Origin of the sequence: Noviluteimonas caseinilytica (genome assembly GCF_018406605.1) — a bacterium.
GTDB lineage: Bacteria > Pseudomonadota > Gammaproteobacteria > Xanthomonadales > Xanthomonadaceae > Noviluteimonas > Noviluteimonas caseinilytica.
Window position 1 is genome coordinate 986580 of the sequence record NZ_AP024545.1, and the last position, 17765, is coordinate 1004344.

At 68.2% G+C, this 17765-nt stretch carries 19 protein-coding genes; 6 read left to right on the top strand and 13 right to left on the bottom strand.

The features are described 5' to 3' along the window. Window positions 1–223: 223 nt before the first annotated feature. A complete protein-coding gene (locus LYSCAS_RS04930) occupies window positions 224–499 on the top strand; it encodes a hypothetical protein (RefSeq protein ID WP_213436265.1) in 276 nt (91 codons plus the stop codon). A 147-nt stretch (window positions 500–646) separates the two neighbouring features. Then, complete coding sequence (locus LYSCAS_RS04935) at window positions 647–1141, top strand: hypothetical protein (RefSeq protein ID WP_213436267.1); 495 nt, start codon at window positions 647–649, stop codon at window positions 1139–1141. Between the two features lie 56 nt (window positions 1142–1197). Here LYSCAS_RS04935 and LYSCAS_RS04940 read toward each other — a convergent pair whose 3' ends face one another. From LYSCAS_RS04940 to LYSCAS_RS04955, 4 genes are all read right to left on the bottom strand, one after another. Next, a complete protein-coding gene (locus LYSCAS_RS04940; protein ID WP_213436269.1) occupies window positions 1198–3555 on the bottom strand; it encodes an ATP-binding protein in 2358 nt (785 codons plus the stop codon). After that, window positions 3552–3890 (bottom strand): thioredoxin family protein, encoded by a 339-nt coding sequence (locus LYSCAS_RS04945; protein WP_213436271.1) that lies wholly within the window; start codon window positions 3888–3890, stop codon window positions 3552–3554. The genes LYSCAS_RS04940 and LYSCAS_RS04945 overlap by 4 nt, the downstream gene beginning before the upstream one ends. A gap of 74 nt (window positions 3891–3964) precedes the next feature. Continuing rightward, on the bottom strand, window positions 3965–4744 hold the full coding sequence (locus tag LYSCAS_RS04950) for a lytic transglycosylase domain-containing protein (protein WP_213436273.1): 780 nt from the start codon (window positions 4742–4744) through the stop codon (window positions 3965–3967). A gap of 71 nt (window positions 4745–4815) precedes the next feature. Next, window positions 4816–5604, bottom strand: a complete 789-nt coding sequence (locus LYSCAS_RS04955; RefSeq protein WP_213436275.1) for a lytic transglycosylase domain-containing protein — start codon at window positions 5602–5604, stop codon at window positions 4816–4818. A 67-nt stretch (window positions 5605–5671) separates the two neighbouring features. On the opposite strand from LYSCAS_RS04955, the gene LYSCAS_RS04960 reads away from it, so the two are divergent. Beyond that, window positions 5672–6199 (top strand): hypothetical protein, encoded by a 528-nt coding sequence (locus LYSCAS_RS04960; RefSeq protein WP_213436277.1) that lies wholly within the window; start codon window positions 5672–5674, stop codon window positions 6197–6199. Between the two features lie 30 nt (window positions 6200–6229). Here LYSCAS_RS04960 and LYSCAS_RS04965 read toward each other — a convergent pair whose 3' ends face one another. Further along, window positions 6230–7273, bottom strand: a complete 1044-nt coding sequence (locus tag LYSCAS_RS04965) for a proline iminopeptidase-family hydrolase (RefSeq protein WP_213436279.1) — start codon at window positions 7271–7273, stop codon at window positions 6230–6232. Between the two features lie 276 nt (window positions 7274–7549). On the opposite strand from LYSCAS_RS04965, the gene LYSCAS_RS04970 reads away from it, so the two are divergent. Next, complete coding sequence (locus LYSCAS_RS04970; protein WP_213436281.1) at window positions 7550–9466, top strand: hypothetical protein; 1917 nt, start codon at window positions 7550–7552, stop codon at window positions 9464–9466. A 17-nt stretch (window positions 9467–9483) separates the two neighbouring features. On the opposite strand, the gene LYSCAS_RS04975 is transcribed toward LYSCAS_RS04970, so the two are convergent. From LYSCAS_RS04975 to LYSCAS_RS05000, 6 genes are read right to left on the bottom strand one after another with little or no spacing between them, the layout of a single operon-like run. Further along, window positions 9484–9876 carry a DUF1801 domain-containing protein gene (locus LYSCAS_RS04975; RefSeq protein WP_213436283.1) on the bottom strand — a complete coding sequence of 131 codons (393 nt, stop codon included), beginning with the start codon at window positions 9874–9876 and terminating at the stop codon, window positions 9484–9486. Window positions 9877–9902: 26 nt separating this feature from the next. Next, complete coding sequence (locus LYSCAS_RS04980; RefSeq protein ID WP_213436285.1) at window positions 9903–10331, bottom strand: DUF1801 domain-containing protein; 429 nt, start codon at window positions 10329–10331, stop codon at window positions 9903–9905. Window positions 10332–10355: 24 nt separating this feature from the next. Further along, window positions 10356–10493, bottom strand: a complete 138-nt coding sequence (locus LYSCAS_RS04985; protein ID WP_213436287.1) for a hypothetical protein — start codon at window positions 10491–10493, stop codon at window positions 10356–10358. Window positions 10494–10503: 10 nt separating this feature from the next. Further along, window positions 10504–11967: a DUF4178 domain-containing protein gene (locus tag LYSCAS_RS04990; RefSeq protein ID WP_213436289.1), complete on the bottom strand. Its 1464-nt coding sequence runs from the start codon at window positions 11965–11967 to the stop codon at window positions 10504–10506. A 3-nt stretch (window positions 11968–11970) separates the two neighbouring features. After that, the gene (locus tag LYSCAS_RS04995) at window positions 11971–12972 is read right to left on the bottom strand and encodes an SPFH domain-containing protein (protein WP_213436291.1); all 1002 of its coding nucleotides are present in this window, start codon (window positions 12970–12972) and stop codon (window positions 11971–11973) included. A gap of 43 nt (window positions 12973–13015) precedes the next feature. Then, a complete protein-coding gene (locus LYSCAS_RS05000; RefSeq protein WP_213436293.1) occupies window positions 13016–13411 on the bottom strand; it encodes a DUF350 domain-containing protein in 396 nt (131 codons plus the stop codon). A 136-nt stretch (window positions 13412–13547) separates the two neighbouring features. Between LYSCAS_RS05000 and LYSCAS_RS05005 the strand changes: the two genes are divergently transcribed. Together LYSCAS_RS05005 and LYSCAS_RS05010 are read left to right on the top strand one after the other, a co-directional pair. Beyond that, window positions 13548–15059: a polyamine aminopropyltransferase gene (locus LYSCAS_RS05005; protein WP_213436300.1), complete on the top strand. Its 1512-nt coding sequence runs from the start codon at window positions 13548–13550 to the stop codon at window positions 15057–15059. Then, window positions 15059–16705, top strand: a complete 1647-nt coding sequence (locus tag LYSCAS_RS05010; protein ID WP_213436302.1) for an NAD(P)-binding protein — start codon at window positions 15059–15061, stop codon at window positions 16703–16705. Before LYSCAS_RS05005 ends, LYSCAS_RS05010 begins: the two co-directional genes overlap by 1 nt. A 14-nt stretch (window positions 16706–16719) precedes the next feature. On the opposite strand, the gene LYSCAS_RS05015 is transcribed toward LYSCAS_RS05010, so the two are convergent. Next, entirely contained in the window at window positions 16720–17301 is a 582-nt protein-coding gene (locus LYSCAS_RS05015) for a DUF1294 domain-containing protein (RefSeq protein ID WP_213436304.1), read from the bottom strand. 11 nt (window positions 17302–17312) lie between these two features. Next, entirely contained in the window at window positions 17313–17630 is a 318-nt protein-coding gene (locus LYSCAS_RS05020) for a hypothetical protein (protein WP_213436306.1), read from the bottom strand. Between the last annotated feature and the right edge of the window lie 135 nt (window positions 17631–17765).

Genomic DNA, 17765 nt, shown 5'->3' on the forward strand with positions numbered 1-17765 from the left:
CGTGGCTCCCCGGGTGCCCTGCCCCGGCCTCGCGCGGCATGCCGCGGCGCGATCGGCGCACAGGGTAGAGAGCGCCCCTTGTCCGAACTGTGCGCATGGTCACCGGCACGATGCAACCCGGGTCGCAGCACTGAACCATTCACAGGTCCATCGTCACGGCGCATGCACGCGGTCCTCGCGAGCGTGCGACCACGCCGGCCCGGCCGGTGCACGGGGGACATCGATGGACAAGGAAGACCTGGGGCCCGAGCTCGAGGCCGAACTGGAAGCGCTCGACCGCGAGATGCCGCGCATGCAGTCGATGTCCGGGGGCATCTTCGCCCTGGCCACCGCATGGGCCGAACGCCACGCCGCCATCCTCGAACGCACGCCGCCGTCGATGCGCGCCGCGATGGAATCGCGCCTGCATCGCATGGGCATCCGCTGGGGCGTCGTGAGCGGTTCGCGCATGACCGCGCAATTTCCGGCGATCGGCCTGCCGCGCAAACGCATCGCGTAGACGCAACGTGCAAGCGGCAGGCGTGCGTGTTCACGCCGATGAACTCCGTTAGTTGCGACTTCACCGCACGCGCCCCTCGCGCTAACGCGCTGCTGCGTAACGTGCGTCGCATCGGCCAAGCCGGCCGAATTGCAAGGAGTCACGAAGATGGCGGGTCAGAACACCACCGGCGGCATGGGCCAGGACAAGAACCAGAACCAGTCTTCCCAGAACCAGTCGTCGCAGAACAAGCCGGCACAGAACCAGGCTTCGCAGAACCAGGCTTCCAACCAGAACCAGTCCTCGCAGAACCAGTCCTCGCAGTCGCAGTACTGGAAGGGCCAGTTCCAGAACGAGCCCTATTACCAGCAGGGCCGCCAGTACGAAGAGTACGAGCAGGCCTACAACACAGGTGAGCAGGGACGTTCGCAGTACGGCACCAGCGGCCAGACCTTCGAGCAGTCCGAGAAGAACCTGCGCGCGGACTACGAGAAAACCGCTTCCAGCAACAGCAAGGCGCTGAAGTGGGAAGACGGCGGCAAGCAGGCGGCGCAGGCCGCATGGGAACGCGCCGGCAGCGCGCAGTCCTCGCAGTCCAGCGACCGCGACATGCAGCAGGGCAAGCAGGGTTCGGACGCCAGTTCGAACAAGCGCACCAGCTAAGCAACACCGTTGCACACGAATCGCCGACGCCTCGCGCGTCGGCGATTTTTTGTGCGTCAGGCTTCGCGCCGCTGGATGCGCAGCAATGAATCCACCAGCGTCACCAGCGCCGCCGGATCCACCGGCTTGACCAGGTGCGCGTCGAATCCCGCCTCCGCGCTGCGCTGTCGATCCGACGCCTGCCCGCGCCCCGTGATCGCCACGATCACCAGCGCCTCGCCGCCCGCAGCGCGCATGCGCCGGCACACTTCGAGGCCATCGACGCCGGGCAGCCCGAGGTCCAGCAACACCGCATCGGGCGAGAACGTGCCCTGCCATACCAGCGCGGACGCTGCGTCGTAGGCGGTGCGCACCGTGTGCCCTGTCATGCGCAGGTAGAGCGCCAGCGAATCGGTGTGTTCGCGGTTGTCGTCCACCACGAGCAAGCGCAAGCGCTGGTGCGCGGCTCCCATGGGGCCGCCGGACACCTCGTCGTCGCTGAAATCCACCGCGTCGCCATCGTGCAGCGGCAAGCGCACTTCGAACTCGCTGCCCTGCCCCAGGCCGCCGCTGCGCGCGAGCACGGTGCCGCCGTGCAGTTCGACGAGGCTGCGCACGAGCGTCAGCCCGATGCCGAGGCCGCCCGCCGCGTGTCCGATGGAATGCTCGGCCTGGTTGAACAGGTCGAACACGCGGTCGAGTTCATCCGGCTCGATGCCCAGCCCGTTGTCGCGCACGCGCAGCACCACGTCCGCGTCCTGGCGCGTCGCCGACAGCACGATGTGGCCGCCGGGGTTGGTGTACTTGGCGGCGTTGTTCAACAGGTTCGACAGCACTTGCGCGAGGCGCACGGGATCGGCGCGCAACGGCAGCGGCAGCGTGGGCATGTCGATGTCGAGCGTGTGGTGCGCGGCATCCAGCAACGGACGACTCGTCTCCACCGCGCGCTCCACGACGTCCTGGATCGTCACCGCCTGCAGGTGCAACGGCACCATGCCGCGCGTGATGCGCGAGACTTCCATCAGGTCGTCGACCAGGCGCACGAGTTGCGCGACCTGGCGTTCCATCACCGCGTGCAGGCGCTCGCTGTCCACCGCGGCGCCATCGCCCTCGTCCGCCATGCGCAGGATGTGCAGGCAGTTGCGCAGCGGCGCGAGCGGATTGCGCAGTTCGTGCGCGAGCGTGGCGAGGAATTCGTCCTTGCGGCGATCGACGTCGCGCAGCGCCACTTCGGCCAGCTTGTGGTCGTGGATGTCGGTGGTCGAGCCGTACCACGCAGTGACCTGGCCGTCGTCGTCGCGCATCGCCTTGGCGCGCACGAGGAACCAGCGATACGCGCCGTCGCGGCGGCGCAGGCGCAGCTCGACATCGAAATCCGCACCGGCATGCGCGCGCGCCCAGGCTTCGGCGGCGAGGTGGCGATCGGCGGGATGGATCGCGCCGTTGCGCGAGTCGCGATCCACGCGTACGGGCAGGCCGGTGTATTCGAGCCAGCGATCGCTGAGCCAGGTCAGTTCGCCGTCGGCGCTGGCGCTCCACAGGATCGACGGCGTGGCGTTCGCCACGTAGCGGAAGCGTTCTTCGCTCACGCGCAGCGCGTGCTCCGTGCGCGTGCGCAGGGTGATGTCGTCGAACATCACCGCCACGCGGTTCGAGCCCGGCGCGCCGTACGGGAAGGCATGCACTTCGTACATGCGGTCGTCCAGCTCGCGCGCGGGCAGGACCTCGCGCACCGGCTGGCCCGTGCGCGCCACGCGGCCGTAGAGTTCGAACCAGTGCTCCTCGTGCGACGGGGCGAGTTCGCGCATCCGCTTGCCCACCGCATCGCGCAGGCCGGTGTGGCGCTCGAAGGCGGCGTTGGTTTCCAGGAAGCGGTAGTCCACCGCGCGATCGCCGTCGAACAGCACTTCGATCACGCAGAAGCCCTGGTCGATCGTCGCGAACAACGAACGGCAACGTTCCTCGCTCGCGCGCAACGAGGCGATCGCCTGCTCGGTGTCGCCGCCGTGCACCAGCGGTGCGCGCTCGTCCAGTTCCAGCAACACCACCGTCGATGCGCGCAATACGCCGGCCGTGTCGCGCACCGGGCTCAGGCGCATCAGCATGCGCGCGGTCGCGCCCTGCACGCGCGCCAGGCGCACGTCGAGCGCGATGGGGCCGTGGCGCAGGCGCAGGTCGTGCAGCGCCGATGTCACCGCGGGGCGCGCGTCGTCCTCCACGAGGTGCGACAGGTCGACGCCGCGCAATGTTTCGATGCCACGCCCGAGCAGTCGCGCGGCAGCGGTGTTCACGTCGACGATGCGGCCGTGCGCATCGGTGCGCAGCAGGCCGATGTCCGCGCGATCGCCGATCTCCAGCCACCGCTCCGACGGCGCCGGCGTATCCGGCGTGCGGCCGTCGTCAGGCGCGGGCACGGGGGCGGACGGGAGTGTCATGCATCCGCCGGCGGATCGATCGCGGCAAGGGCCTCGGCGACGGGCGCCGCGGTGAGCGGCCGCACGATGCGCGCCACCTCTTCGCCATCGCGCAGGAACACCAACGTAGGCCACAACTTGACGCGGTACGAGCGCCCGAGCGGTTGTCCACGTCCGTCTTCGACTTTCACGTGTCGCACGTCGTCGTGCGTGGCGAACGCGACTTCGATCGCCGGTTGCGCCGCGATGCAATGCCCGCACCACGGCGCGCCGAATTCGATCACGGCGGGGCCGGCACGCGCATCGACGTCGTGTCGTGCGGGCTCGGTGGATTCGTAGTTGCGCGCGAACGCCATGGCGCGGCCTGGGGGGATGGACAGCCCCGAATCTAGAACCAACGCAGTGAGTGGCGCGTGGCGCGCGGTGTTGTTCAGCTACGGCGCGCGCGGCGCACGGGTTTCTGCAACGCGCTGCGGTAGCGCTCGACGAGGGCCTGGACCTTCTCGACGTAGGCCTCGGTTTCCGCGTACGGCGGCACGCCCCCGTAGCGTTCCACCGCGCCCACGCCGGCGTTGTAGGCGGCGGCCACCAGCACCAGGTCGCCCTTGTAGCGGCGCATCAGGCTGCGGATGTGGCGCGCTGCACCATCGATGGATTGCGTCGAGGAGTACGGATCGGACACGCCGTATTCACGCGAGAGCGCAGGCATCAGCTGCATCAGGCCCTGCGCGCCCTTCGGCGACAGCGCGCGCGGATCGAAGCCGCTCTCGGCGTGCGCGATCGCGCGCAGCCAGGCGTCTTCGACACCGTTGCGCTTCGCGGCGGCGGTGAACTGCGCAGCGAAGACGTTCAACTGCGGCGCCCCGAATTCGCCCAGGCCTTCATGCGCCCACGAATCGCGCGGCGCGTGGATCTTCACCGGCTCGGCCACTTCCTTCCAGCCGGGGATCGCACGCGTGCTGTACACCACGCGTCCGTTCATGCGCGTCGTGTAGAGGTTGCCGCGCACGGGGCCCAGGTCGCCCCAGAAGTTCGGGACCTTCGCCTTGCGGTCGTTGACGCGCTTGGCCTTGCAGCGGGCGCCGGGCTCGGGTGCGGTCGACAAGCTCAGGCGTTCGTCGCGCAGGCATTCGTAGACGGTGCGCGCGTGCAGCCCGCTGCAGGGCAACAGGAGCAGCAGACCGAAAGCAAGGGCGGCCGTGCGCGTCATGGGGCGCACATCAGACCGGGGTGTCGTTCAGCGTGGCGTGAAGGCCGCGTGTGCGTTGCAGCAATGGCGCGTCAGCGGCGCCGCTTCGCCTTCGCGGGCGTCGCCTTCGCCAACGCCGTCTTGTAGCGCTCGTAGAGGGCCTGGACCTTCGCCACGTAGGCGACGGTTTCCTTGTACGGCGGCACGCCCGAGTACTGCGCCACCGTGCCGATGCCCGCGTTGTAGGCCGCGGCCGCCAGTTCCAGGTCGCCCTTGTAGCGACGCAGCAGCGACTTGATGTGGCGTGCGCCGCCGTCGATGGATTGCGCGGGCGAAAACGGATCGTCCACCGAATACTCGCGCGCGACTTCCGGCATCAACTGCATCACGCCCTGCGCGCCCTTGCTGGAGATCGCCTTCGGATCGAAGCCGCTTTCGGCGTGCGCGAACGCGCGCAGCATCGCGTCTTCCACGCCGCTGCGCTTCGACGCCGCGCGGAATTCCGCAGGGAAACGATCCAGCCGCGGCGGCCCCAGTTGCCCGAGGCCTTCATGCGCCGGCGATCCCGGCGGTGTCTGCACGGTGAACGCGAGCACCGGCACCGACCCCGGCAACTTGCGCGTGCCGTACACCGTCTTCCCATCCTGCTGGCGTTCGTACAACGTGCCCTTCACGACGCCGAGGTTGCCCCAGAGGTTGGGCACCTTCGCCGCGTCGTCGTCGAAATGTTGCGCGACGCACTTCGACCCGGGCTCGGGTGCCGTGGAGAGCGAAACGGTGCCGTCGCGCGTGCAGCGGTAGACGGTGCGGGCGTGGGCGGCCCCCGTGATGACCACGAGAGGCAGCAACAGCCACGCAAGGATGAGCCGGGGGGTTCGCATCGGCGCGGAGCCTAGCGCAGTTGCCGGCATGGCGCTGCCTTCACGGCGCTCCGGGCAGAACACGTGCATGCGACGACATCCGATGAACTTCCTGGCGATCTGTGCGTTCGGCCTGCTGCTCGCCGCGTGCGCGACCAAGCCGCGCGAGACCGCGAAGACCGAACCCGACACCGAGATCGTCATGCCGCCGCCCGCCGTGACGCGCGGCGAATTCCTGATCGAGGCCGACAAGAACGACACCTGGAACGCCGTCGGGCAGATCGCGGTGCGCACGCCCGGCGTGGAATACGCGGGGCGCTCGCAGATGATGGACATCTACTCGGTGCGCTATCGCGGCGAGGACTTCATGCTGCAGACGAAGGCGATGCTGCTGTCCGACACGATCAGGAAGACGACGACGCGCGTCACCGCCACCACGCAGGACGGCAAGCCGATCGACAGCGACGCGGCCGCCGACCTGCTGGCGCGCATCCAGCAAGCGCTGCCGGCGGAAGTGGAGCGCGTCCATGCGCAGCTGCTCGCCGATGCGAAGGCCAAGGCCGCGAAGGGCAAGAAGTCGAAGGGCAAGGCGAAGAAGAAGTCGAAGAAGACGTAACGTCCTGGCCCTCGGCGGCGTGGCAGGGAATCAGTGCGTCGACGCGGTGCGCGCACCGGCATCGTCGACGCGATGCAGGAAGCGCAGCAGGCCGGCGAAGTACACCTGCTGGTCGTCGTAGTACGCCATGTGGCTGCCGTTGGGGCAGTACAGGTATTCGCCCTTCGGCAGGCGCTTGCTCATCATCTCCATGAACTTCGGATCCATGGTGTCGTAGCGCGCACCGATGACGAGCGTGGGCACGGGGATCTTCGCGAGGTCGCTGGTGCGATCCCAATTCACGAGCAGGCCGCTCGCGCCGAGTTCGCTCGGGCCCTGCATCGGGACGTAGACCTTCTTGTTGATGTGGCGCTGGAAGCCGCGCAGCACCGGTTCCGGCCACTCCGCCATCGGGCGGCGCAGGATGTGGTGTTCGTAATGCGGCTGCAGCAGCGCGTCGAATCGCGGGTTGGCGTAGTCCTTCGCCGCGTCCAGGCGCTTGAGTTCGGCGAGCGCGGCGGGGTCGAGCTCCGGCATCAGCACCTCGCTCGCGTACTTGTTGTACGCGGGAATGCTGGAGACCATGTTCGAGATCACCAGTCCCTTCAGGTGCTGCGGATACTTCAGCGCGTACTCCATCGCGAGCATGCCGCCCCACGAGTGGCCCAGCAGGTAGAAGTTGCTTTCGTCCAGGTGCAGGGCCTGGCGCACCTGCTCCACTTCGTCGACGAAGCGATCGATGGTGAGCAGGCGCGGATCGTCCGGCTGGTCGCTGTAGTACGAGCCGAGCTGGTCGTAGTAGTAGTACTCGACGCCGTCGGAGGGCAGGAAGCTGTCGAACACTTCGAACGGCTCGTGCGTCGCACCGGGCCCGCCGTGCAGCAGCAACACCTTGATGCGCGGGTTGTTGCCGACACGCTTGGTCCACACGCGGAAGTCCCCCGCCGGCGTGTGGATCGGGATCATGCGCACGCCGCCCTGCCAGGCATCGGCGTGGCCGGTGGCGTCGAAGTACTGGTGGAGGGTGGGCGGATCCGCGGCCGAAGCCGTGGTGGCGAACAGGCCCAGCAACATCGAGAACAGGAACGTGCGCATGACGGTCTCCTGCGGCACCGGCGGCCGATGTGGGCGGGAGTGTAGCGCTGGAGCGGAACGGGCTGCCTGTCAGGCGGATCCGGGGGCCCTGCCGGGGTGAAACCCGCCAGATGCCCGGGGAATCGGCGCGTGTCATCCCGGCGGCGTTTTGGGCCACGAACCCGTTGCTAGCGTGCGCGCCCGCCCTCGCCCGCCAAGCCCATGCACCTCTCCCCGATTGCTGCGCGAGTGCCACGCGCGATCGCGATCTGTGTCGTCGGGATCGCGGTGGCCGGAATGATTGCGACGCAACTGGTCACGGCGACGTCGCTCGGGCTGGTCGGCGTGTATCTCGTGCTGGCCGTCGTCGTGCTTGCGGTGGCGCTCATCGTGGCGAAGGCGGCGCGCTGGCCGCTCGCATCAACGGTCACGCTTCCCTGGCTGCTGGCGTTCGCGTGGTTCGAAGGATGGCGGGCGTGTCTTGCGCTCGCCGGTCTCGTGCTTGCGGCGCTGGCGGTGGGAACGCTGTTGCGGATCGGAACGCGCAATGTGGCGCTCGCCGTCGCATGCGGATTGGTCGTGCTGGGCGCCACCACGGGCTGGGTGCTGACGTTGCCGATCCATCACGCGGGGGTGTGGTGGTCGGTCGTCGCGGTGCTTGTGGCGTGGCGGCATCGCGCGATGGCACGGATCGCCGTTGTCGCACTGCATCGGTGGCAGGTCGGGATCGCTGCTGCGCCCAGGTCGTCCGTGCTGGCGATCATGGCGGTGGGCCTTGCATCGACATCGACGTGGCTCCCCAACCTGCAAGCCGACGATCTCGCCTATCACCTGCAACTGCCGGCTGGGCTGCTGCAGGACGCCGTCTTCGATCCGGACGTGCGACGACAAGTGTGGGCCTACGCGCCCTGGTTGAACGACACGTTGCACGGGATCGTCGCGGTGCTGGGCCGCGCGCTGACGCACGCGCCCTTGAACCTGCTGTGGCTGATGCTCGTGGGTGCGATGGCGTGGCGCCTGATGCGCGTGCTCGGGGCAGCGGCGCCGCTCTGCAACTTCGGCGTCGCGGTGGCGTGCAGCGTGCCGATGGTGCCGGGCGTGGCCACCGGCATGCACACGGAGTTGCCCGCGACCGCGTTGACGCTGGCGCTGTGCAGCGTCGTGTTCGCACCGGCGCGGGCGAGTACGCCTGCGGCGCTTGCCGTACTCGCCGGCGGGTTGCTTGCGCTCAAAGGCATGCATGCGCTCGCCGCATTGCCCTTGCTCGCGTTGGGCACCTGGCGCACACGTGCGCAATGGCGTCGTGGCGTGCCGATGCTGCTGGCGGCGTTCGCGTTGTGTGCGTCCGCGTATGCGCATGCCTTCCGGGCCACGGGGAATCCCGTGTTCCCGCTGATGAACGGTGTCTTTCGTTCCGATGCCGCGGTGTCCGTCGACTTCCGTGATCCGCGATGGACGCACGACATCGGATGGCACACGCCATGGCAAGCGTTGTTCGAGACGACGCGGTTCCTCGAGAGCGGCGACGGTGCACTGGGCATGTCCGCCTTCGTACTGGCGGGTGGTGCTTGCGCGATGGTGTGGCGTCGCGCGTGGATTGCACCGTTGCTGGTCACGGCAATGCTCATCCTGGTTCCGTTCGCGTTGGTGCAGTACGCGCGCTATGTGTTGCCCGGCATCGTATGTTTGTCGATCCTGGCGCTGGCGGCGTGTGGTCGCGCGCTCGGGTCGCAGCACGCCACCGCGCTCGCCATCGCATGCATCGGGATGCACGTCCTGTTGTTGCCTGCGGGTAACTGGTTGCTGTCGACAAGCGCCCTCGTGCGCCAGGTCGCGAGCGGTGGCGACGACGCGGCGCTGCTCCGCAAGTTCCTGCCGCCGCAGGCAGCCCTTGCGCAGATTCCATCGATTGGCGAAGGCATGGTGCTGTCGGCCGACCCGGACGCCCCATACGTTGCGCCGTTCGGCCGACGAGGCGCCAGCGTCAGTTGGTATGCGCCCGAGTTCCAGGCCGCTGCGCGCGCCGCCGATCGCGATGCGAGCGGTGCGCGGTGGGAACAACTGCTCATCCGGAACGACGTCGCATGGGTGCTGGTCGACGACGACAACACCAGCCCCGCGCTCATGATGGCCCTGCGCAATCGCAGGGCCTCGCCATATTTCATCGCGGGACAGTCCGCTGTTTGGCGGTTGCCGCGCGAGGCGCCTCGATAACGGTCGACGGTCTCGCTTCAGTCCTTGCGCTTGTTGACCGCCACCGCCGCCCGCAGCAACGCCTTGAACGCCTTCTCGTCGACCTTGTCGCCTTCGCGGAAGTCGATCGCGCGGCGCGTGTTGCCGTCGAGGCTCGAATTGAACAGGCCCGCGGGATCGTCCACCGACGCGCCCTTGGCGAACGTCAGCTTCACCTTGTCCTTGTAGGTCTCGCCGGTGCAGAGGATGCCGTCCTTCGACCACACGGGGACGCGCCACTTCCATTCCTCGACGACGCCGGGCACCGCTTCGTGGATCAGTGCGCGCAGGCGCGCGAGCATCTTGCCGCGCCAGTCGTTGAGGGAAGCAATCTTCTCGTCGATCAGCACCGACGGATCCATCGCGGCTTCTTCGGGGGTCGCTTTCTTCATCGCGCGTGCTCCTTGCTGTGGGGGCGTCAGAGGCGTTGTCCGGGCAGCGTGCCGGCTTGCCGGATCCAGTCGGCGAGTTGTACTTCGTCGAGCGCTTCGCCTTCGTGGAGGTGCAGGTAACGCGTGCCGGGCGTTTTCGATTCGACGGGCGGCATCGGGCGCAGCGACGTGCCGCCGAAGAAGGCCACCTTGATGTAGCGCTCGAAGCAGTGGAACGAGAGGCACCAGTCGTCGCGCACCACCGCGCCGTAGAGCGGCGAGTTGTACTTCACGGCCTTGCGCACGTCGGGCAGCGTGCGGGTGATCAGTGCGTCGAGGCGGCGGCCGATGTCTTGCTTCCAACCGGGCATCGCGGCGATGTACGCCTGCACGGGAGTGTCCCCGTCGCCTTTCGCGATTTGCGGGTTGCCGCCGGAGAGCAGGACCGGCGATGCGGCGCGCGTCTTCGACGACATGGCGACCGGCGCCTCCCGCGCGTCCTACTTGTGCCCGCCGCCGGAGGTCCATCCGGAGCGCCCGGCGGAACTGCCCCAGCTGCGATCCTCGTCCTCGCGTCCTGCGATGAGGACGATGGCCAGGACCACGACGACGTAGATGAAATAGAGGCGTTTGCTCATTCCTGCGTCCTCAAGTCGTGCTCACGTACCAGCCAACCACGAGCGGCACCCAGATCAGGGCGAGTCCCAGCAGCATCGCGGGGCCCGAGATCATGTCCGAAAAAATGCAGAGGAACATGGACGCAAAGATCGCAATGCTCAGGGGCGAGGTCGCATCATCGACGGAATCGTCGGACGACGCAGCCACCTTGCGCGGCTTCGGTGCGATCGGAACCCCGAACGCCTTGGAGATGGTGGGGGCGGATGTCGTCGTCGCCAGCGACCAGGTGATTTCCTCCGAGGTCTGCTCGCGCGTCAGCGTCTGGCCCAGGTTCTGGAAGTCGGTGATCCGCGTTTCGTCGCCGCGGCGCACGCGCCAGTTGAACGCACCGAACACCGCCTTGACGCGCGCGTTGTAGGTGTACTTCTGCGGCCACGTCATGCCGCGGAACTTGCACGAGGCGATGCCCACTTCGCTGGGCCACTCGTCGCTGACGGTCACGCGCTGCCAGCCGTCGTCGGTCTCCACCAGCCAGTGGTAGCCGCGCTCGGGATTGAACAGCAGGTACTCCGTCCACTCCGGTTCCTCGTCATCGTCCGGCACTTCGCAGCGCATGATGCCGATGATCGTGTACTCCACGCCCAGCTGTCCGCGGGCGCCGAGCGCCAGCGTGGTGTGGATGCGCGCGAGGCGGTGGTTCGCTTCGATGACCTCGGCGCGGTCGCCGGTGCAGTCGACCACCGAACTGCACGACGGGCACACGACCTGCGTGGCCATCGCGGCGACGATCGTGATCGCGGCTCCGCAGTTGGGGCAATCCAGGGGCAGCACCTGGCCGCGATACCGGCCCGCGCTGGCGAGGATGGATTCCGGGCTGCGCAGCGTAGTTGGCGTCAGGTCGGTGCGCTCGGACGCGTTGCCGGCATAGATCACCGGCGCGCCATCGGTGTAATCGAGGGTGGCGAACGCGCGACCGCGGCGGCAATCGGCGGCGCGCGCGTCCCAGCCGTCGGCGGCGTTGACCGGCAACTCGCCTTCGCCGCCCACGCAGCGGCTCTCGCGCTTGTCGGAGACCAGGTACAACACGCCGTCGATCTTGACCGGCTGGCCGACGTGCAGGTCTTCGAACGCAGGCAACGGGGCCGGGAGCACCGGCGCATCGAGGCGACGCGTCAACGCGTACTGGTCCGACGCATCGGACAACCACCCGTTGGTGCCGTCATCGAACAGCACGTACCACTCGTTCCAGCCACCCGCCTCGTATTGCATGCGCAGGCGGCCGATGACGTTGAACCGCTGCGTGCCCTGGTGCCCGCGCGTGCCGATCTGCACCGGCGATCCATCCTCGACCACCGCGGCCATGCGCCCCACGGTGCGCGCGACGCCGGCATCCTTCGTGATCGTGCTGCGGCACGTGCCGCACACGACCATCACCGCACCCGCGGAGGCGAAGCGCACCGACGCCCCGCACTGGGGGCACAGGAACTCCTGCATTCGTCAGCCCGCCATGTTGCGCAGGATCTCCGCCTTCGCGGCGTCGTATTCCTGCGCCGTGATCAGCTCGAGTTCGAGCATGCGCTTGAGCTGCTGCAGCTTCGCCACCGGATCGGCGGCGGCCGCGGCTTCCGCGGCGGGCTTCGCCGGTTGCGCCAGGCCCTGCGACATGGCCTGGCCCATGGCGGCGCCGGCGGCCAGGCCCGCGCCCACGCCCGCGATGCCGCCTTCGTTCTGCGCCGCCATCGGGATGGCCGTGGCGACCTGGTACTTCGTGAACTTGTCGAGGTCGCCCGACATGCCCAGCGCGATGCGCGTGTCGAGCGCCTTCTGCAGGTCTTCCGGGAGCGAGACGCTTTCGACCGCGAAGTTCTCCAGCGCGACGCCATAGCGCTGGAAGACCGGCGCGAGGTGTTCCTGCATCTTCTGCGCCATCGCCGCCTGGTTGCCGGCCAGGTCGAGGAACGGCACGCCGCCGTTGCCCAGCGTGTCGGCCATGGTGGCGACGACGAGGTTGCGCAGTTGTTCTTCGAGGTCGTCGACCGTGTAGACGGCGCGCGTGCCCGCGATCTCGCGGTAGAAGCGCTCCACGTCGGCGACCTTGTAGCTGTACACGCCGTGCGCGCGCACGCGCACCATGCCGAATTCGCTGTCGCGGATCGTCACCGGTTGCGCGGTGCCCCAGCGCCGTCCCAGCTGCAGGCGCGTGGAGAAGAAGATCACGTCCGACTTGAACGGCGATTCGAACAGCTTGTCCCAGTGCTGCAGCGCCGTGAGCACCGGCAGCGTCTTCGTGGTGAGCTTGTACATGCCCGGGCCGAAGACATCGGCGATGCGGCCTTCGTTGACGAACACCGCCATCTGCGAATCGCGCACCGTCAGGCTGGCGCCGTACTGGATCTCGAGGTCTTCCATCGGATGGCGCCAGGCGAGGACGCCGCCGCCTTCCTCGACCCATTGCAGGATGTCGACGAACTGCTTGCGGATGAAGGAACCGATACCCATGGCGAAAACCCTCGGCGGGCGAATGGAAAGGAGTTGCGGGCGATCAGGTCAGGCAGGCGGCGTTGACGATGCCCACGCCCAGCGAGATCGTGCCCATCAGGCCGCCCATGGCGGTATTGCCATCGTGGATGGCCTGGTTCATCTGGCGCATCGCGCGCGCCACGATGGCGTAGGCGACGACCTGCGCGACCATGGCGCCCAGGGACCACACGATGAACAGGTGCCAGCTTGCGTGCAGTGCAATGCTGAAGGCGAGCGTGCAGCTGAAGCCGAGCAGCGCACCGCCCAGCGACAGGGCCGCGGCGACGTTGCCTTCGCGGATCAGCATCCATTCGTCGAAGCGCGTGATGCGGGCATACAGCAACACGAAGACGGCCAGCATGGCGAGCGCCGACACCAGGTACGCCAGGTACGGCACCACCGCGTTCAAATCAGGCATCCCTGGCCTCTCCCCCGAAAGTCGGGGCCAGTATATCGAGTTGGCATGGCTGGTTGGCCCGGTGATCGGCACTCGATAAAGTAGCCGCCCGGCCCGGGGACGCGTGCCGAACTCCCCACCGGAACCTTGGCCCACGATGCGCGATCGCGCCCTCATCCTCTCCGTCCTGATCGTCGCGTCCTGCGGCCTTGGCTATGAACTGATCAGCAGCGCGCTCGCCAGCTACCTGCTCGGCGATTCGATCCTGCAGTTCTCGTCGGTGATCGGTTGCTACCTGTTCGCGATGGGCATCGGGTCGTGGGCGTCGCGCTACGTCGAGGACGACGACGTGCTGGATCGCTTCGTCGACCTGGAAATGCTGATCGGCCTGCTCGGCGGCGCGTCGGCCGCGATCCTCTTCATCATCTTCGCGTGGCTGTCCACACCGTTCCGCACGTCGCTGTACGTGATGGTCTTCCTGCTCGGCCTGATGGTGGGCATGGAGATCCCGCTGGTGATGCGCATCTTCAACCGGCGCCGCACCGAGTTCCGCGAACTCGTGAGCCGCGTGCTCGCCTTCGACTACCTCGGCGCGCTGGTGGTGTCGCTGGTGTTTCCGCTGGTGCTGGCGCCCTACCTCGGGTTGTTGCGCACCGCGTTCCTGTTCGGCCTGTCCAACACGTGCGTGGCGATGTGGACCGCGCTGGCGTTCCGCGACGAACTGACGCAACCGCGCCGGCAGATGATGCGCGGCGTGCTGGTGCTGGGCCTGCTGTGCACCGGGCTGGCGTTTTCCGGCCGCATGACGCAGTGGGCCGAGCGCGGCATCTACGGCGACGAGATCGTGCACGCGCAGTCCACGCCGTTCCAGCGCCTCGTGGTCACGCGCTGGCAGGACGACCTGCGCCTGTACATCAACGGCAACCTGCAGTTTTCCTCGCGCGACGAGTACCGCTACCACGAGGCGCTGGTGCATCCGGGCTTGCAGGCGTTGCCGGGCGTGCGCCGCGTGCTGGTGCTCGGTGGCGGCGACGGGCTGGCGGTGCGCGAGATCCTGAAGGTGAAGTCCGTCGAGCACGTGACGCTGGTGGACCTCGATCCTGCGATGACGGGCATGTTCTCCACGTCGCCCGCGCTGGTCGCGTTGAACCGCGGTTCGCTCAAGAACCCGCGCGTCACCGTGGTGAACAACGATGCCGGCCGGTGGCTGGAAGCCAACCGCGACATGTTCGACTTCATCGTCGTCGACTTCCCGGATCCGTCCAACTTCGGCATCGGGCGGTTGTACTCGGTGCCGATGTTCCGGTTGATGGCGCGGCACCTGTCGGCGAATGGCTACATGGTCGTGCAGTCCACGTCGCCGTACTTCGCGCCGCGTTCGTTCTGGAGCATCGATGCCACGCTGCGCGAAGCCAACCTGCACACCTGGGCGTACCACTGCGACGTGCCGTCGTTCGGCGACTGGGGGTTCATCCTGGCCGGGCATCGTCGCGACTACACAGTGCCGCGCACGCTGTCGGTGCCCACGCGCTACCTGACGACGGAGACGATGCGCGAACTGTTCGTCTTCCCCAAGGACATGCAACGCCTGGCCATGCCGCCCAACCGGCTCGACGAACAAACGCTGGTGCGCTACTTCGACGAGGACTGGCGCCGGGTGATCCGCTGATGCAGCGGCGCACGTTCCTGATCGGCGCGGGGAACGCGTGCCTGCTCGGGGCGGCGGGATTCACTGCGTCGCGGTTGCATCGCGCGGTGGAGACCACGCCGGAGATCGCGTATCCGGGCATGCGCGAAGGCCATGCGCTGCGCGACGGCAAGGCATTGCCACCGCCGCGCGGCGAGCAGCGCGTCGGCGTTGCGATCCTGGGCTCCGGCGTGGCTGGCATGGCCTGCGCGTGGGCGCTGGCGCGCGCAGGACGCCGCGACTTCGTGGTGTTGCAGGGACCGGAATACGGCGGCAACGCCACCGCGGCCAACCTGGCGGCGCCCGGCGACGACGTGCTGGCGTGTCCATTGGGCGCGCATTACCTGCCGCTGCCTTCGACCGAATCCACGCACGTCCGCAGCCTGCTGGCCGATGTCGGATTGTTGCTGGACGGCGAACACGACCCTGCGTCGTATTACGACGAAGCCGCGTTGCTGCATGCCCCGAAGGAACGGCTGCTGCGCGCGGGGCGGTGGGAAAGCGACCTGCTTCCGAGCCAGGGCCTGCCGCCGGAAGCGCTGCAACAGCAACGGCGTTTCTTCGCGGAAGTGGCGGCACTGCGCGTGCAGCGTGGGCGCGATGGTCGGCGCCTGTTCGCCATTCCCATCGCGCTTTCGTCCGCGGAAGCGGAATGGCGCGCGCTGGATCGGGAAACGTTCGCGCACTGGCTGGATCGTCGTGGTTACACCGCGCCCAGCCTGCGCTGGTACCTGGATTACTGTTGCCGCGACGACTACGGCGCTTCCACGCACACCGTCTCCGCGTGGGCCGGGCTGCACTACTTCGCCAGCCGCGACGGCAAGGCGGCGAATGCGGCGGGGGATGCGGTCCTCACCTGGCCCGGTGGGTTGTCGGAACTCATCGCGCGCATGCGCGCGGCGACGACGCGGCGCCTGGGGCACGAACGCTGGTTGCAGCCGGGCTTCGCGGCGCGCGTTGCGGACCGTGCCGGCGGCGTCGACATCGTGCGAGTGCGCCACGACGGTGGCGCGCTCGCCACCGACACGATCCGCGCGCGCCACGCCGTCAGCGCGATGCCCTTGCACGTGCTGGCGCGGATCTGGCCCGGGCTCGCGGGCAGCGGCTACGACGCCGCCACGCACGCCAGTCCGCACGCTGCGTGGCTGGTGTCCAACTTCCTCGTCGACGGCTATGCGCGCGAGCTGCCCGGGGAAGCGCTGGCGTGGGACAACGTCGTTTACGGGGGGCGCGGCCTGGGCTACGTCGTGTCGACGCACCAGATGCTGCGCGTGGCGCCGACGGCGCGCACGGTGTTGTCGGCGTATCAATCGCTGGATCGGATGTCGCCGCAGCAAGCGCGCGCGTGGCTGATGCGCGCGACGCCGGAAGCACTGCGCGAGGAAGCCGCAAGCGATCTGTTGCAGGCGTACGGCGACCAGCTATGGCGTCGTACGAAACGGTTGTCGATCACGGTGCGCGGGCATGCGATGGCGGTGCCTGCGCCGGGTTACCTGGATAACGCAGGGTTGGCCGCGTTGCGCGCGATGGACGGGCCGGTGCGGATCGCGCATGCCGACCTGTCCGGCTATTCGATTTTCGAAGAAGCCGCGTGGTGGGGCGTGCGGGCGGCGGAAGGGCTCGCCTAGGCGGGCCCATCGCGTCAGCGGTGCGCGTTCCACCAAGCGAGTGCGGCGACGTTGGCAACGACGGTGATCCAGAACACGGCCTGGAACGACGCCTTGCTGCGCTTGTGCCGGAACAGGTCCTGCGCGACGAGCGCGCCCGGCCAGCCGCCGGTGAGCGCGAGGAAGTGCAGCGTGGATTCCGGCGTGCGCCAGGCATCGCGCTGCGCGCGGGACTTGTCGGCGGCATAGACGAGCACAGCGACGAGGCTCATGCCGCCGTACACCATCAGCACGGTCGGCGGCATTTTCTGCTGCCAGACGGCGAGTGCGAAGAAGGCCAGCGCGGCGAGGCCGATCCATTTGCGCGGGAGTCGCGAGGGCGTCGCCTCGGAACGCGCCTTGCTCGGCGCGGCATTCGCGACACGCACGTCGATCGCGTTCAAGCGCTGGCGATCATCGCGCTGCACCGTGTACGTCACGCGCGTGCCTTCCGCCGGTCGACGACCCCGCGGGAATGCCCGGATATGCACGAAGGCGCGATCCCCGCCGCCATTCGGTTCGATGAACCCGAAACCCCGCGCGTCCTGCCATTCGACGACCCGTCCTGCCAAGCGCATGCAGCGTGTCCTCAGGCTTCGCCGTCGTCCGTATTCGCGTCCGCGAACAGCATCGCGAACTCGTCCGCCGTCAGCGTGATGCCGACGTCCTGCGCGAGCGCGCTGTTGCGCTCCCACACCTCGCGGATCGCATCGCCGATGCCTTCGCCCCATTGCATCTGCGCCGCGACGATCTCCTGCCAGGTGCCCTGGTGGTCGAGGGATTCGGCGAGCTGCGGCGCCATCTTTTCGAGCGCCTCGCGCTGCACGGGATCGAGTGCGTCGATGGCATCGAGCGCCAGGCACTCGATGAGGCGAAGGAAGGGGCGGCCGGTGTAGCGGTCTTCCATGGGGCGCGTCTCCGCGGGTGCCGTCGGGGTGGGCGGGAGTTTACGCCGCCAGGACGACACATGGTCGGAAGACGCGACCTCATCCTTCGATCGCAGGACCTGCTTCGCGTCGGTCATGCGTATTCCCCTGCCGCG